Origin of the sequence: Yimella lutea (assembly GCF_006715095.1) — a bacterium.
Taxonomy (GTDB): Bacteria; Actinomycetota; Actinomycetes; order Actinomycetales; family Dermatophilaceae; genus Yimella; species Yimella lutea.
On the sequence record NZ_VFMO01000001.1, the window covers coordinates 1,691,668 to 1,706,502 of the forward strand.

At 67.4% G+C, this 14,835-nt stretch carries 15 protein-coding genes; 5 read left to right on the top strand and 10 right to left on the bottom strand.

The genetic code is table 11. The features are described from left to right. Positions 1-123: 123 nt before the first annotated feature. The gene (locus tag FB459_RS07990; RefSeq protein ID WP_129624053.1) at positions 124-594 is read left to right on the top strand and encodes an RDD family protein; all 471 of its coding nucleotides are present in this window, start codon (positions 124-126) and stop codon (positions 592-594) included. Positions 595-694: 100 nt separating this feature from the next. On the opposite strand, the gene FB459_RS07995 is transcribed toward FB459_RS07990, so the two are convergent. The 4 genes from FB459_RS07995 to FB459_RS08010 all read right to left on the bottom strand — a co-directional run bounded on the left by FB459_RS07995 (position 695) and on the right by FB459_RS08010 (position 3,539). Beyond that, positions 695-1,462 carry a DUF4191 domain-containing protein gene (locus tag FB459_RS07995; protein ID WP_141928081.1) on the bottom strand — a complete coding sequence of 256 codons (768 nt, stop codon included), beginning with the start codon at positions 1,460-1,462 and terminating at the stop codon, positions 695-697. Between the two features lie 5 nt (positions 1,463-1,467). After that, on the bottom strand, positions 1,468-2,493 hold the full coding sequence (gene lipA / locus FB459_RS08000) for a lipoyl synthase (protein ID WP_141928082.1): 1,026 nt from the start codon (positions 2,491-2,493) through the stop codon (positions 1,468-1,470). A 145-nt stretch (positions 2,494-2,638) separates the two neighbouring features. Beyond that, positions 2,639-3,376, bottom strand: coding sequence for a lipoyl(octanoyl) transferase LipB (gene lipB / locus FB459_RS08005; protein ID WP_281279586.1), 738 nt, complete (start codon positions 3,374-3,376; stop codon positions 2,639-2,641). Between the two features lie 13 nt (positions 3,377-3,389). Next, complete coding sequence (locus FB459_RS08010; protein WP_129624049.1) at positions 3,390-3,539, bottom strand: helix-turn-helix domain-containing protein; 150 nt, start codon at positions 3,537-3,539, stop codon at positions 3,390-3,392. A 33-nt stretch (positions 3,540-3,572) separates the two neighbouring features. Here FB459_RS08010 and FB459_RS08015 point away from each other — a divergent pair, with 33 nt between their 5' ends. Then, positions 3,573-4,589, top strand: coding sequence for a Gfo/Idh/MocA family protein (locus FB459_RS08015; protein ID WP_141928083.1), 1,017 nt, complete (start codon positions 3,573-3,575; stop codon positions 4,587-4,589). Between the two features lie 195 nt (positions 4,590-4,784). Here FB459_RS08015 and FB459_RS08020 read toward each other — a convergent pair whose 3' ends face one another. Next, positions 4,785-5,291 (bottom strand): mycothiol transferase, encoded by a 507-nt coding sequence (locus FB459_RS08020; protein WP_240795868.1) that lies wholly within the window; start codon positions 5,289-5,291, stop codon positions 4,785-4,787. 357 nt (positions 5,292-5,648) lie between these two features. Continuing rightward, positions 5,649-5,864 (bottom strand): hypothetical protein, encoded by a 216-nt coding sequence (locus FB459_RS08025; RefSeq protein WP_129624047.1) that lies wholly within the window; start codon positions 5,862-5,864, stop codon positions 5,649-5,651. A gap of 78 nt (positions 5,865-5,942) precedes the next feature. Between FB459_RS08025 and FB459_RS08030 the strand changes: the two genes are divergently transcribed. Continuing rightward, a complete protein-coding gene (locus FB459_RS08030) occupies positions 5,943-7,457 on the top strand; it encodes a serine/threonine protein kinase (RefSeq protein ID WP_141928084.1) in 1,515 nt (504 codons plus the stop codon). 63 nt (positions 7,458-7,520) lie between these two features. Here FB459_RS08030 and sucB read toward each other — a convergent pair whose 3' ends face one another. Beyond that, positions 7,521-9,455, bottom strand: coding sequence for a 2-oxoglutarate dehydrogenase, E2 component, dihydrolipoamide succinyltransferase (gene sucB / locus FB459_RS08035; protein ID WP_141928085.1), 1,935 nt, complete (start codon positions 9,453-9,455; stop codon positions 7,521-7,523). A gap of 44 nt (positions 9,456-9,499) precedes the next feature. Further along, positions 9,500-10,879 carry a dihydrolipoyl dehydrogenase gene (gene lpdA, locus FB459_RS08040; RefSeq protein WP_141928086.1) on the bottom strand — a complete coding sequence of 460 codons (1,380 nt, stop codon included), beginning with the start codon at positions 10,877-10,879 and terminating at the stop codon, positions 9,500-9,502. 205 nt (positions 10,880-11,084) lie between these two features. On the opposite strand from lpdA, the gene FB459_RS08045 reads away from it, so the two are divergent. Next, on the top strand, positions 11,085-11,270 hold the full coding sequence (locus FB459_RS08045) for a DUF5302 domain-containing protein (protein ID WP_129624043.1): 186 nt from the start codon (positions 11,085-11,087) through the stop codon (positions 11,268-11,270). A gap of 82 nt (positions 11,271-11,352) precedes the next feature. Here FB459_RS08045 and FB459_RS08050 read toward each other — a convergent pair whose 3' ends face one another. Then, positions 11,353-12,849, bottom strand: a complete 1,497-nt coding sequence (locus FB459_RS08050) for a leucyl aminopeptidase (protein WP_129624042.1) — start codon at positions 12,847-12,849, stop codon at positions 11,353-11,355. A gap of 103 nt (positions 12,850-12,952) precedes the next feature. Between FB459_RS08050 and gcvT the strand changes: the two genes are divergently transcribed. Beyond that, a complete protein-coding gene (gcvT, locus tag FB459_RS08055; protein ID WP_141928087.1) occupies positions 12,953-14,059 on the top strand; it encodes a glycine cleavage system aminomethyltransferase GcvT in 1,107 nt (368 codons plus the stop codon). Between the two features lie 61 nt (positions 14,060-14,120). On the opposite strand, the gene FB459_RS08060 is transcribed toward gcvT, so the two are convergent. Beyond that, positions 14,121-14,669: a bifunctional adenosylcobinamide kinase/adenosylcobinamide-phosphate guanylyltransferase gene (locus FB459_RS08060; protein ID WP_141928088.1), complete on the bottom strand. Its 549-nt coding sequence runs from the start codon at positions 14,667-14,669 to the stop codon at positions 14,121-14,123. Between the last annotated feature and the right edge of the window lie 166 nt (positions 14,670-14,835).

Consider the following 14,835-nt stretch of genomic DNA (forward strand, 5'->3'; position numbering starts at 1 on the left):
ACTGAGTCGACCTTATCGGGGCGCGGTTTCCCGGCAGTGACCCGATTGTTTCGCCCGTGTTACGTCTTGGGCCCCGATGAGCCCGAACATTTCGCGGCATCACGGCTGGCTTAGGCTCGGGACGTGGTTGATCGTCGTGATGTAGGCAGCTGGCTGGAGGGTCCCGGAGCGGTCCGCGAGCGGGCCGAGGGTGACTATCCGGGACGCGACCTGGGCTTGCCGGAGTCGGGACCGGGTTCGATCGCCCGCACCGGCCCCCGCGCGATCGCACTGGTCATCGACTGGGCGCTGTGTTCGCTGATCGCTGCCGGTCTCCTCGGATTCAGCTGGGGTGAACCGGGAGCTGGCAGCTTCAAGCCGTTGCTGGTCTTCGTGATCGAGAACATCCTGCTCGTCGGCACGCTCGGCATGACGGTCGGCCACCGGATCATGGGGTTGATGGTGCTGCGGGTGGACGGCGAACGTGCCGGCCTGGTGCCTGCGACGATCCGGACCCTGCTGCTGGCCCTGGTTCTGCCGGCAGTGATCTGGGACAAGGACGAGCGCGGCTTCCATGACCGGATCGCTCGCACGATGATCGTCCGCACCCGCTGAGGCGCTCACCCGCGCTGCAGCTCACCGGAGCATCCGGTCAGAAACGTCGTCACCCCACGACCATCGAGGTCGTGGGGTGACGAACTGCAGCCGGTGTACGTCAGCGGCCGCGCATCCCGCGGCGGTCCGGACGCGCGTTGCGCGGGTCCATGCCCGGGGGAATCGGCGGACGCTTCGTGCCGAGCGCGCGCAGGCGCTTGTTGACGGCGGTTACCTCGGCGGTGGTGAGCTTCTTGTCCAGCTTGCCCATGCGCTTGGTGATCTCGCTGACCGCGACGGTGTCCTCGCCCTGGCCCACGCGGTAGATCGTGATCGGAACCTCGGGACCGACGACCCGTTCGACCCGCTTCTTCTCCGAGTTGAGCAGCTTGCTCGCATTGGCCTTCGGACCTTCACCGATGAGCACGACGCCGGGGCGTCCGACTGCGCGGAAAACCATTGCGGCAGAACCCATGTCGCGAGGGTTGCGGGCACGGCCCGCGTCGGCCGCGACCGGCTCCTGCTCCACGAACCACCCTCGACGCAGCGCACCCAACGCAGCACCGGACGCCCCCGGCTGCCCGTCGAGCTGGCTGTACGCGGCCCGCTCGGCCAACCGGCCGAACACGATCATCATCAGCAGCAGTCCGACCATCAGGCCGATGAAGCCCAGGTAGAACGGGTGTCCCCACGCCAGGCCGATCAGCAGCAGGGGAAGGAAGCCGACGAGGAACGCGAGGGCCATCCACAACGGGATCCGCGGGTTCTGCTTGACGGCGCCCTTGTAGAGCGTAGAGATCTGGCTGAACCGACCCGGCTTGTTAGGGTCCTTGGGCCTGCGTTTGCGGCGCGACTTCTTCGGCGCCGTCGCGGTGGAGGAGGTGGACATGCGGTTCAGGATACTTGCGGGGCGAGCTTGGCCATGAGCGACGCCGCTTCCTGACGGGCGGGCTCGGATGCTGCCTGCGCCAGGTGGCTGAGGTGTTCCGGCACCTCGCGTCCGAGTGCGGCCATGGCTGTGGAGTACAGGCGTCCGGCGCGGTAGGACGAGCGGACCAGGGGTCCGGCCATCACCCCGACGAAGCCGAGGTCACGGGCCACGTTGCTCCAGTGCACGAACTCCTGCGGCTTCACCCATCGGTCGATCGGGTGATGCAGGGGCGAGGGACGCAGGTACTGGGTGATCGTGATGATGTCGCAGCCGGCCTGATGCAGGTCGGTGAGCGCCTGCTCGATCTCGTGCTCCTGCTCGCCCATGCCGAGGATGAGGTTGGACTTGGTGACCAGCTCCTGCTCCTTGGCCATGGTGAGCACCTTGAGCGACTTGTCGTAGGTGAACGCCGGACGGATCCGCTTGAAGATGCGCGGCACCGTCTCCAAGTTGTGCGCGAACACCTCCGGACGTGCGTCGAAGACCTGACCGACCAGGTCCGGCTTGGCGCCGAAGTCGGGCGGGAGGATCTCGACGCCGGTGTTCGGATTGAGTTCGTGGATCTTGCGGATGGTCTCCGCATACAGGCGTGCTGCGCCGTCCGGCTGGTCGTCGCGGGCGACGCCGGTGACTGTGGCGTACCGCAGGTTCATCTGCTGGATGGATTCCGCTACGCGGCGCGGCTCGTCCATGTCGAGTTCGGTCGGGCGACCGGTCGCGATGTCACAGAAGTCGCAGCGCCGGGTACAGACGTCACCACCGATGAGGAAGGTGGCCTCGCGGTCCTCCCAGCACTCGAAGATGTTGGGGCAACCGGCTTCCTGGCAGACGGTGTGCAGCCCTTCGCTCTTCACCATCGTGTGCAGCTTGGTGTAGGCCGGACCCATCTTCGCGGTGGTGCGGATCCATTCGGGCTTGCGCTCGATCGGCGTCTCGGCGTTGCGGGCCTCGACGCGCAGCAGGCGGCGTCCCTCCGGTGCGATGGTCATCCTCGAACGGCTCCCTCGATCAACAGACAGTCACGCGCGTGGCGGCGGTGACACGGTTCGTACCAGCGTACGCGGCCGGGTTCAGTCGTCTCGCCCGGAATGGGCTTACTGCCGCGTAGGGGGCTCGGGTCAAAGCACTGAGCGTTTAGCCCAGGATCGAGTCCAGCCGCTTCTCGACGTAGGGCAGCACCTCGGCGACCGTGACGTCGCGACCGAGTTCCCGGGTGAGGTTCGTGACACCCGCGTCCGGAATCCCGCACGGGACGATGGTGGTCGACCACGAGAGATCGCAGTCGCAGTTGAGTGCGAAACCGTGCATGGTCACGTCCCGGCTGACCCGGATGCCTATTGCTCCGACCTTGCGCTCCGGCCTGCCGTCGGACGCCGGGAACCACACGCCGCTGCGTCCCTCGACACGTCCGGCATCCAGCCCGAGATCGCCGCAGACATCGATCATCATCTGCTCGAGCCGTCGCACGTACGCGACCACGTCGATCGGGTCGTCGAGTCGGACGATCGGGTAACCGACCAACTGGCCCGGGCCGTGCCAGGTGATCTTGCCCCCACGGTCCACGTCGATCACCGGGGTGCCGTCGAACGGGCGCTCGTGTGGTTCGGTGCGCTTTCCGGCGGTGTAGACCCGAGCGTGCTCGAGCAGCAGGACGGTGTCCTCGCGGGTGCCGTCGACGACCTGCGCATGCACCTGCTTCTGCAGGTCCCAGGCGTGCTGGTAGTCGACGAGATCGGGGTCGAAACCGACGTGTTCGATGCGCATTGACTCAGGGTAGAACCGAGCTGGACCCTCGACGTGCGCGGTTCGGTACGCGCGGGTAGGTGGACGGCATCCATATAGAAGGCGCGGACCGAGAGGTTCACGCTGCAGACAATGAACACCTTCATCGCTGCGACGAAAGAGCGAACCCCTCGTGCCGGCTGGTGGCGGTGGCTCGGGTCAGTACGCCGCGGGCGACGTAGGAGTAGATCGTCGCGGGCTGCACGCCGAGCATTTCGGCTGCCTGCGCTGTCGTGATCAACTCGCCGCTCATGGTTCGACCGTAGGGCAGCACTACCGTGTTCGCATGCGCGTTGGAATCGCCGGGTACGGCATGGCGGGACGTGGAATCCATCGAGCGCAGCTGCGAGCCGCCGGGTTCGAGATCGGGGCTGTGGCGACGTCTTCGGCGGAGCGTTCGGATGCGGTGCGTGCCGACGAGCCGGACGCCGTGGTCGTGCCGGATCTGGACGCCCTTCTCGAGGTGTCGGGCTTGGACCTCGTCGTGCTCGCGACACCGAGCGGGAAGCACTTCGAACACCTGATGGCCTGCATCGCGGCCGGCCTCCCGACTGTCGTCGACAAGCCGATCGCGGTCGACTCCTCGGCTGCCCGAGAGGTGGTCGAGGCTGCTGAGGATGCCGGTTGCCCGTTGACGGTTTTCCATAACCGTCGCTGGGACCCGCCGCACCTGACCGCGAAGAAGCTGATCTCGGACGGCACCATCGGCGACGTCATTCGCTACGAATTCCGTTGGGAGCGTTGGCGTCCCGAACCCAAGGATCGTTGGCGCGAGCAGGCGTCGGCCGCCGACGGAGGGGGACTGCTGCTCGATCTCGGGACGCACCTGGTCGACTCGGCGGTCGATCTCTTCGGACCGGTGGAGTCGGTCTTCGCGACGGTCTCGGCTCACACGACCATCGCCGAGGATGCTGCGGTGCTCCTGTGTCGACACGCCTCGGGTGTCGTGTCCGAGCTGTCAACCACCTCGCTCGCGGGCGCTCCCGGACCACGGTTGCGGGTGAGCGGGACGAAGGCGGCGTACGTCGTCACCGAGTTCGAGACCGAACCCAACGCCTTTCTCGGGTTCGAGAACTCCGAGGGCCACATCGGTTGGATCGCTCGTGGCGAGACCAGGGAACCGGTCCGCGAAGTGCAGTCCTCCACGACCTTCTACCAGCAGGTCACGGCCGCGCTGCACAGCGGCGACGTCCAGGCGGCGATGCCGGTGGACCCGTGGGACGCGGTCCACACGGCGCGGGTGATCGATGCGGCCCGGCGCTCGGCCGAGAATTGGCAAGCGGTCGATGTGGCGCGCGGTTGAGGTCGCTCAGAGATCGATCGAGACCACCGCCCGTCGCTTCGAGGGTTCGTGAATGACCGCGAACCCGGGCGAGTCGGTAACGCTGGCAACGACATTCGGCCGCTGATGCCTTCGTGCCGAAGACCTGGTCGAGTTCGGCACAGCTGACCTGGTTCGCCGGGCGAACCTCGACCCGGTCGGTCCTCGCCACGGTCGTCACTCCACGACGAGGTGCTGGTGACCGTCGATGTGCTCGCGGGCGAGGTCGAGGTGGCCGGCGTGCGTAGCCGTTTCGGTGAGCAATCTCAGGACGACTTCTCGCGACGTCTCGAACGCAGGGAAGGGGAAGACATCCGAGCCGGGCCACCACTTCGGGGCACTGTCGAGATCGAGGTCTGCGAGGAGATCGTCGACGCGCATGGTCCAGCGTCGGTAGGTGGCGATCGCATCAGCGCCGCGCGTCACCGGCACCTGCCACCCGTCCTGGACGAGCCCGATCGCTTCCTCGTCGCCGCCGAGAACCGCTGCACCCCAGAAGATCTCGTCGTCGTAGGTGAGGTGGTTGATCATTCGGGCGATCGACCATCCGGACGGTGCCACCGGCTGGAGCAAGTGGTCATCGCCGAGGTCGTCCGTCGTCGCCAGCACGTGTGCTCGCTGGGCATCCAGGTGAGCGAAAAGCAGCGTGCGTTCATCGATCATGCCGCCCAACTTATGGGGCATCGGAATGACTGTCACCGGCGCGACGATTGGTGCCCGAGGGCGTGCTCGACCTTCGAGGTGACCCCGGTGTCGGAATCGACCAACTCCTCGTCTATCGCGGCTTACCGCGCCATGGCTATGGCTTGGACCGCTTGTAAACCTCCGTGGACGGGAAATGTGGTCGGCTTTGCGTCGATCTTGCCGTTGTTTCGGCGCGGGTGAATTCGTACCTAGTCCCGGGCTCAACCAGCGATTGTGGCGCGCCGGTTACCTTCCAGCGGTGGCGAGGGTTGCGAGTGTCAGTCGCCCGGTTCAATCAGCGATCGTGGGGACCCGATTACCTACCGGGGCGATATCGCGCCTGTCAGTCCCACGGGCTCAATCAGCGCAGGGGGCGTCCGAGCGGGCACGGGTGCGATTGCGCCACACCGCCCCGGCGAACACCGCGCTCATGGCTGTGAAGTACGCCGTGTGATACCAATCGTGATCGAGCGCTGATGACACGGCGCCCACCGCCGTGAACAGCATGGCGAGCCCACCCAGCACCAGCAGGAAGCGCCACGTGCGGGGGCCGACGCCGAGGAACTCACTCACCGTTACATCATCACTGCTCGGGCCAGGGTGGTGTGGATAACTTCCGACGGCGTTGTCGATCGGTGGCACGGTGTCGGCATGGACGAGCTCATGGACGGCAGCGGGAAGCCGGTGATTCCCGGTTACGAGGTGATCGACCGGCTGGGCGCCGGGGGATCGGGCGAGGTCTGGGTGGTGCGACGTCCGGACGGAATTCGTTTGGCAGCCAAACTGATTCCCTCGTCTCACGAGCGCACCGTCGGGGAGGAGGACTTCCTGCGCAGACTGGATCACGATCATGTGGTCCGGTTGCGCGACACCGTGCGGGAGGAAGGCGGGGACGAACGCACCGTGCTCATCCTCGATCTGGCCGAAGGTGGATCGTTGGCAGATGCGATCGAAGCCCGGCGCACCCTCACCCCAGGTGAACTGGTGACCGTGCTGACCCCGATCGCGCGAACCCTGCACGACCTCCACGGCTCCGGACTCGTCCATGCCGACATCTCGACCGGCAACATCCTGTTCACCGACGCCGGCAAACCGCTGCTGGCAGACCTCGGCGTCGCCAGGCTGGCCGGCAGCTATGACGACACCACCTGGGCCACGGATGCGTGGGCCGCGCCCGAGGTACTCGCGGGACAGCCCGCGGGACCGGCGTCCGACGTCTACGCACTCGGCGCGGTGGCCTGGGCCTGCGTGACCGGCACTCCGCCACCGCCGTTGCTCCAGCGCCCCGAGCTTCAGGGTGTGGCATCGCACCTGGATGGGTCGGTCATCGAGTTGATCGACGAGGCGATGTCGTTCGATCCGGAAGAACGTCCCAGCGCAGGCGAATTCGCGCTGCGCCTGTGGCGATGCGCCGAAGCGCGACCGGCGCCGGTGGCCGGCAGTCGGGGATCGCGCCGAGTAGCAGACGCCCAAGAACCGGTGCTGCTCACGCGCCGGATGATCCGTGCGGCCAAGGCCGTGGAGGATGCCGAGACCGACCCTGAACCGTCTCTGCGGTCACGGTTCGCCTCGAAGCTTCCCGCGCGGCACGCGCTGTTCACCGGAGCGGGTGCAGCACTGGTTACCTCGGTCGTCGCGACGGGAGTCTGGGCGCTCGTGCCCGACGAACCGACGTACGCCACCGGCCACGTCGATCCGTCCACGCCGACTTCTGCGCCGCCGGCGGTCCAGCAGCCGTCGTCTGCCGCTCCACCCGCCGCGAAGCTTGTCCCGAAGCCGGTCCCGAAGCCGGCTGTGGCGCTCAAGACCCCGTCCCAGATCGTCAGCGACCTGGTGGCGGCTCGAGCGAGGGCATGGAATCAGGAAGACCCCCAACTTCTGGTCCATGCCCTCGCCCCGAATTCACCCGCGGACAAAGCAGATCGGACCGCACTCGCGACGGCGCAGAGGCAGGGTGCCGATTACGGGCAGGTGAGGTTCGACGTGGGGCAGGTCTCGGTCACCAAGAGGTCGGCCAGCCGGATGACGGTGATCACCACGGTGCAACGACCCGACTACGTGGTCACCACAGCCTCCGTCACACATGACCGACCGGCCAATTCCCAGCGCGTGACTCTCGAACTGGTGCGGTCGGGTCAGTCGTGGTTGATCCACTCGTGGCGATGAACAAGCCGTCCGGCAAACGCGAAGGCCGGCCCCGTCGCCGGGACCGGCCTCAAGCGGGTGTGCTCAGACCTCGAAGGCGCCCTCTTCCAAGCGCTCCTTCATGTGCGTGAGGAACCGCGCAGCATCGGCGCCGTCGACGATGCGGTGGTCGTACGACAGGGCCAGGTAGACCATCGAGCGAATCGCGATCGTCTCGCCACCGTCACCGTCCGGCACCACGACCGCACGCTTGACCACCGAGCCGGTGCCCAGGATGCCGACCTGCGGCTGGTTGATGATCGGGGTGTCGAACAGCGCCCCACGGCTGCCGGTGTTGGTGAGGGTGAACGTGCCACCGCCCAGTTCGTCCGGCGTGATCTTGTTGCCGCGGGTACGGTCGGCGAGGTCGGCGATCTTGCGCGACAGACCGGCGATGTTCAGGTCGCCGGCGTTCTGGATGACCGGGACGAACAAACCCTTCTCGGTGTCGACCGCGATGCCGAGGTTCTCCGCGGGGTGGTACACGATCGAGTCGTCCTGCACGCTCGCGTTGAGCTGCGGGTACGCCTTGAGTGCCTCCACCGCGGCCAGCGCGAAGAACGGCATGAAGCTGAGCTTGACGCCTTCACGCTGCTGGAAACCGGCCTTCGCCTTGTCACGCAGACGCGCGATCCTGGTCACGTCGACCTCGACGACCGTGGTCAGCTGGGCCGAAACCTGCAGCGACTCCACCATGCGCGTCGCGATCAGCTTGCGCATACGGGTCATTTTCTCGGTCGTGCCGCGCTTCGGCGAGACCGCAGGCGGAGCCGACTGGCCACCGGACGCGGCGGGTGCCGGTGCGTCCTGCGAAGCGGCCGGAGCCTCTTCCTGCTCGGGCGCCTTCGCGGCCTCCGCGGCAGCCTGGACATCCTGCTTGCGGATGCGTCCACCGACACCGGACCCCTTGATCGACGACAGGTCGACTCCGGCCTGCTCGGCAAGCTTGCGCACCAACGGGGTGACGTACCCGGCGTCACCGGCGGTCGAAGCGGGCTTCGCGTCGGTGCTTTCCGGCTTCTTGTCCTGCTTGGGAGCCTGCTCCTGCTGCTGTGCGGCTTCCTGCTTCTGCTCCTTGGCCTCGTCCTCCTTGCCGGGGGCAGCCTCGGGCTCGGGAGTCTCTTCCTTGTTCTCGGCAGCAGCGGCGGCCTTGTCCTGCGTGTCGCCGGACTCCTCCTGTGCCTTCGGCTCTTCCTCGGCGTCCTGCTTCGGCGCCTCGGACTTCTCGGACTTCGCGGGCGCCTCGTCCTTCTTGGGCTGGGATCCGCCGGCTTCTGCGCCGACGACGGCGAGGTCGGCGCCGACCGGAACGGTCTCGTCCTCCTGCACCAGGATCTTGGTCAGCTTGCCCGCCACAGGGGAGGGCACCTCGGTGTCGACCTTGTCGGTCGAGACCTCGAGCAGCGGCTCGTCGACAGCGACGTCATCGCCCTCGGCCTTCAGCCAGCGGGTGATGGTGCCTTCGGTGACCGACTCGCCCAGAGCCGGCATCTTGATGATCTCGCCGCCCTCGACGTCGCCATCACCAGAGCCGCCGGACGACTCCGACGAGGAGTCGGACTCGGCCTGGTCGGCGCCCTCTTCCTTGGCCGTCTCCTCGGAGGCCTCCTCCTTGCCCTCGGCAGCCGCGGCTTCCTCGGAGCCGGCGGACGAGTCGTCCGACCTCTCCTCGGTCTTCTCCTGCGCCTTCGGCTCTTCCTTCTCCTCGCCGGAGTCGGAGGAGTCGGACGAGCCGGATGCCTCACCGTCACCGATCACTGCGAGGTCGGCGCCGACCGGAACGGTCTCGTCCTCCTCGACCAGGATCTCCTGCAGGGTGCCGGCAACCGGCGAGGGGATCTCGGTGTCGACCTTGTCGGTCGAGACCTCGAGCAACGGTTCATCGACGGCCACCTCGTCGCCGACACTCTTCAGCCATCGGGTGACGGTGCCTTCCGTCACGGATTCGCCGAGTGCGGGCATCGTCACGCGTTCAGACATGTGTGCAGTCTCCTTGTGTTGGGTGGCTCAAGTCCATCTTCGTCTCATGCATGCGCATGCAGGGGCTTTCCGGCCAGTGCGAGATGCGCTTCGCCGAGAGCCTCGTTCTGGGTGGGGTGGGCGTGGATCATCGACGCGACGTCGTCGGGCAGTGCCTCCCACCCGACGATCAGCTGCGCCTCGCCGACCTGTTCGCCCATACGGGCGCCGATCATGTGGACGCCGACCACGGCGCCCTCCTCGGCGCGGACGAGCTTCACGAAACCCTGCGTCTGCAGGATCTGGCTCTTGCCGTTGCCGCCGAGGTTGTACTCGTAGGTGCTGATCTCGCCGTGCTCGGCCTTCGCCTGCTCCTCGGTCAGGCCGACCGAGGCGATCTCGGGGTCGCAGTAGGTGACGCGCGGGATGGTGCCCTCCACGAGCGGGGCAGGCTCGAGACCGGCGATGTCCTCGGCCACGAAGATCCCCTGGGCGAACCCGCGGTGCGCCAACTGCAGACCGGGGACGATGTCGCCCACCGCGCGCACGGACTCCGCAGTGGTGCGGCAGCGCTCGTCGGCCAGGACGAATCCGCGGTCGACCTTCACGCCGGCCTCCTCGTAGCCGAGCCCGTCGGTGACCGGGCCGCGGCCGACGGCCACCAGCAACAGGTCGGCATCGATCGTTTCACCGGACTCCAACTGCACGCTCACGCCGTCGTCGCTCGCCGTGGCAGCGGCGAACTTCACGCCGGTCTTCGAGGTGATCTTGCGCTTCTTGAAGGAGCGTTCGAGCTGCTTGGAGATCGCTTCGTCCTCCGCCGCGACCAGGCGGGGCAACGCCTCGACGATGGTGACCTGAGCACCGAAGGAGTTGAACACCGAAGCGAACTCGACGCCGATCACGCCGCCACCGAGCACGACGACCTTCTCCGGGACGAAGTCGAGCGTCAGGGCCTGGTCGCTGGTCATGATGCGCGGCCCGAGCTCGAGACCGGGCAGGCTCTTGGCGTACGAACCGGTGGCGAGGACGACGTGCTTGCCGGTCAGTGTGCGGTCGCCGACGGTGACCGTGGTGGGGGATGACAGGCGTCCCTCCCCCTCGACGTAGTCGATGGCGGCCGACTGCACCAGGCCCTGCAGGCCCTTGTGCAGACGGGAGATGACGCCGTCCTTGTACTTGTGCACGCCCGCCATGTCGATCGATTCGAGGGCGGTATTGACCCCGAACTTCGCGCCTTCGCGTGCGGAGTCGGCGACCTCGGCGGCATGCAGCAGCGCCTTGGTCGGGATGCAGCCGCGGTGCAGGCAGGTGCCGCCGAGCTTGTCCTTCTCGACCAGCGCGACATTCAGACCCAGTTCGGCGGCCCGCAGCGCGCACGCGTAACCGCCGCTGCCTCCGCCCAGGATCACGATGTCGTAGGTCTGGTCGGTGGATCGCGCCATTGGCTCGTAGCTCCTCACGGGGTTGCGCACAGGGGACCGCGTCGAGATCGTCGACGCCGACAATCTTGGCACTGCCGCCGAATTCGCCGAACAGGTGGTTGTCAACTGGAGAGTAATCACTGGAACGGGTGCCACGTCCGTGCGAGAGTGTTCCGACACGGGAGACCTTGCGCGATGGTCTTCCAGCCGAGCAGAAGGAGTGGACATGTCAGGCGACAAGCCGTCACCCAGCGATGAGATGAAGGCGAAGTTCCGCGAGGCCCTCGACAAGAAGAAGGCGCACGGCGGACGGGACGTGTCCGATCACTCGGCGCACTCCAAGGTTGCCGGCACGCACGACGCCGAGACCTCGGGGACGCAGCAGATGTTCCGCCGCAAGTCCGGCGGCTGACAGACCGGGCAAACAGGCCGAAACAAGGAAGGACGCGCCACGGATGTCCGTGGCGCGTCCTTCGTCGTTCGGAAAACAGCGATCAGGCGCGTCCCTCGGCCAGCGCCACCAGCGTGCGGACGCTGTGTCCGGTGGCTCCGACGGGGGTGTAGCCGTAGGCGCCCGCCTCGTTGTACGCCGGACCGGCGATGTCGAGGTGAGCCCATGGCAGCTGCGCGCCGGACGTGTCGTCACCGACGAACTCGCGCAGGAACAACGCGGCGGTGATCATCCCGCCCATGCGCTCGCCGGTGTGCTTCACGTCGGCGACGTTCGACTTCATCGGCGGACGCAGTTCGTCCAGCAGCGGGATCGGCCACATCGCCTCACCGGCGGTGGCGGCAGCGTTCAACACCTCGTCCCGCACGCCGTCGACGTTGGACAGGACGGCCGTGGTGCGCGGACCGAGCGACAGGACGGCGGCGCCGGTGAGGGTCGCGACATCGACGACCAGGTCGGGGTCGGCCTTCGAGGCGAAGCACAGACCGTCGGCCATGACCAGGCGGCCTTCGGCGTCGGTGTTGATGATCTCGACGGTCTTGCCGTTCGGCATGGTCACGACGTCACCAGGGCGCTGGGCGTCCGAGCCGGTGAGGTTCTCGGCGAGGCACAGGTAGGTGGTGACCGCGATCGGCAGACCGAGCGCCGCGATCGCAGCGGTCGCCGCAGCCACCGATGCGGCTCCCGCCATGTCGCATTTCATCGTCACCATGCCGGTCGCCGGCTTGATGCACAGGCCACCGCTGTCGAACGTGATGCCCTTGCCGACGAGCGCGATGTGCGCCTTGGCCTTGGCCGGCTTGTAGGTGAGGGTGACCAGGCGCGGCGGACGCGACGAACCGCGTCCGACACCGACCAGGCCGCCGCAGTTCTGACGGGCGAGCGCCTTCTCGTCCAGCACCTGCACCTTGACCTCGGTGCCGGCGAAGTGCCGCTTGGCCTCGGCCGCGAAGGAGGCCGGGTAGAGGTCGAGCGGGGGCATGTTGACCAGGTCGCGGGCCCAGGCCTGCTCGTCGGCGAGGATCTGTGCGCGCTTCACCCCGGTCTTGGTGGTGGACGCCTTCGCGACCGACGAGGACACGGACGCCTTCGCCAGCGGCTTGGGCTTGGCGCCGGTGGCGCGGTAGGAGGTGTACTCGTAGGCGCCGAAGCGCAGACCCTCGACGGCCGCGACCGTCAGCGCCGCGGTGTCACTGGGGAAACCGAAGGACGCGTGGGCCACGTCCGGCAGGGCGCGAGCGGCCGAACCGGCGGCGCGACGGACCGCCTCGACGTCGGTGTCGACCGGCTCGTGGTCGAGACCGGACCCGGCTGCGACGACGTACCCGCTCGTGCCGGCGATGCCGGTCAGCTTCACGATCTCGTCGGCCGTACCGGAGGCGCCGAGGACGGAGAGCGCCTGGTTCACGGACTCGGCCACCGCCGGGTCGAGGTTCGCGCCGGAAACGCTCGCCTTGCCGTCGACGGCGAGGGTCATCACGACCAGGACGGGCGCCGAGACCTTGTCGGCGGGACGGTCGGTCAGGGTCACTGTGGTCACGGGTGAGTGTCCTCTCGGAGTACTTCTACGGTGGTGTTGTCGGCGTACTGCTCGGTTGCCCACCCGCGACAATACGCGGGCGAACCACCGGTAGGTTCGCCCCATGAGTGACGCATCCTTGAAAGCTTCCCCGTTGCACGACCGCCACCAGGCGCTCGGCGCGAAGATGGCCGACTTCGGTGGCTGGCAGATGCCGATCGAGTATCCCGGCGGCGGAGTGCTGCGCGAGCACACCGCGGTCCGTGAGGCCGTCGGCATCTTCGACGTCAGCCACCTCGGCAAGGCGCTGGTGAAGGGTCCCGGCGCGGCCGACTTCGTCAACAGTTGCTTCACCAACGATCTGCGCAAGATCTCCCCGCCGAAGGCCCAGTACACGATGTGCTGCGACGAGGAGACCGGCGGCGTGGTCGATGACCTCATCCAGTACCTGCGCAGCGACGACGAGGTTTTTCTGGTCCCGAACGCGGCCAACACCGCCGAGGTCGTGCGCCGCTTGAACGAGAAGCTGCCCGAAGGCGTCACGGTCACCGACCAGCACACCGAGTACGGCGTCATCGCCGTCCAGGGTCCCAAGTCGTTCGAGGTCGTCGAGGCGCTCGGCCTGCCGACCGACCTGGAGTACATGTCGTTCGCCGAGGCCGACTGGAACGGCAAGCCCGTCATCGTGCTGCGTTCCGGATACACCGGCGAGAAGGGCTTCGAACTCGTCCCGCGCTGGCAGGACACTCCCGCCGTCTGGGACGCCCTCGTCGAGGCGATGGAGCCGTTCGGTGGTCTGCCGTGCGGGCTCGGCGCCCGCGACACGCTGCGCACCGAGATGGGGTACCCGCTGCACGGCAACGATCTGTCGATGGACATCACCCCCAACATGGCGCGCTCCGGCTGGGCCGTCGGGTGGAAGAAGGACGCGTTCTGGGGCAAGGACGTGCTCGAGACGCGGAAGGCCGCGAAGGACTACCGCCTCTCCTGGGGCCTGCTGGTCACCGGCCGCGGCATCCCGCGTGCGCACTGCGAGGTGAAGGACTCCGACGGGAAGGTCATCGGTGAGGTCACCTCCGGCACGATGTCACCGACGCTGAAGCAAGGCATCGCGCTCGCGTTGCTCGACCGCGACATCACCGAGGGCACCCAGGTCACCATCGACGTCCGCGGCCGCGGCGTCGAGGCGAAGGTGGTCAAGCCACCGTTCGTCCAGGTCGAGACCGACTGAGCACGTCAGTACGAGAAATCCGCGCACCCGCAACCGGGTGCGCGGATTTTTCTTCGGGAGGTCAGTGGATGGCGGGAGCGTCCGACAGGTCCAGGACGCGTCCGGCGATCACCACATGCGTTCGCCGGCTGGCCTGGCTGATGATGGTGTTCACCCGACCGAGGCACTCCTGGTAGACGCGGGCCCGCGGGTCGGGCGACAGCGGCGAGAAACCGGCCTCGTGCGAGACGGCGACGGCGTCGTACGGGGCGTCCGACCAGAGCGCGGCCAACTCGTACGCAGCCTGCTCGATCCGTTCGAGTGATTGCTGCGGGTCGTCCCAGGTCTGCCACTCGTCGAGCAGACCGACCACCCAGGTGCCCAGGCAGTCGACCAATACCGGGTTGCGGGTGCGCAGGATCGCTCGGGTGACGTCGAGGGGGTCGGTGACGTTCCAGGAGTCGCTCACGTGCACCTGTTCGCGCGGACCGTGGATCTGCGCCGCCCGTCCCGAACGTGCTGCCTCGCCGCCGGCGTTGATGACGGTGACCGCCCCGTCCGCAGGTAGGAAACGCCGCGCGTACTGGGCCTTGCCGCTGCGCGTTCCGCCGAGTACGAGTGTGGTCGTCATTCGTCCCCCTCCTGAGTGCACCGGTGGAGCACCGGTCGCGGGCTGCGTCGTACAGGGTACTGCCGGTGGTGCAGCCTCCGGCAAAGGCCTGCGTCAACACGCGGGTGTATGTCGTGTCCCGACTGACAGCTCGGGCATCCCTGTGAAACACTGACGGGACGTACGC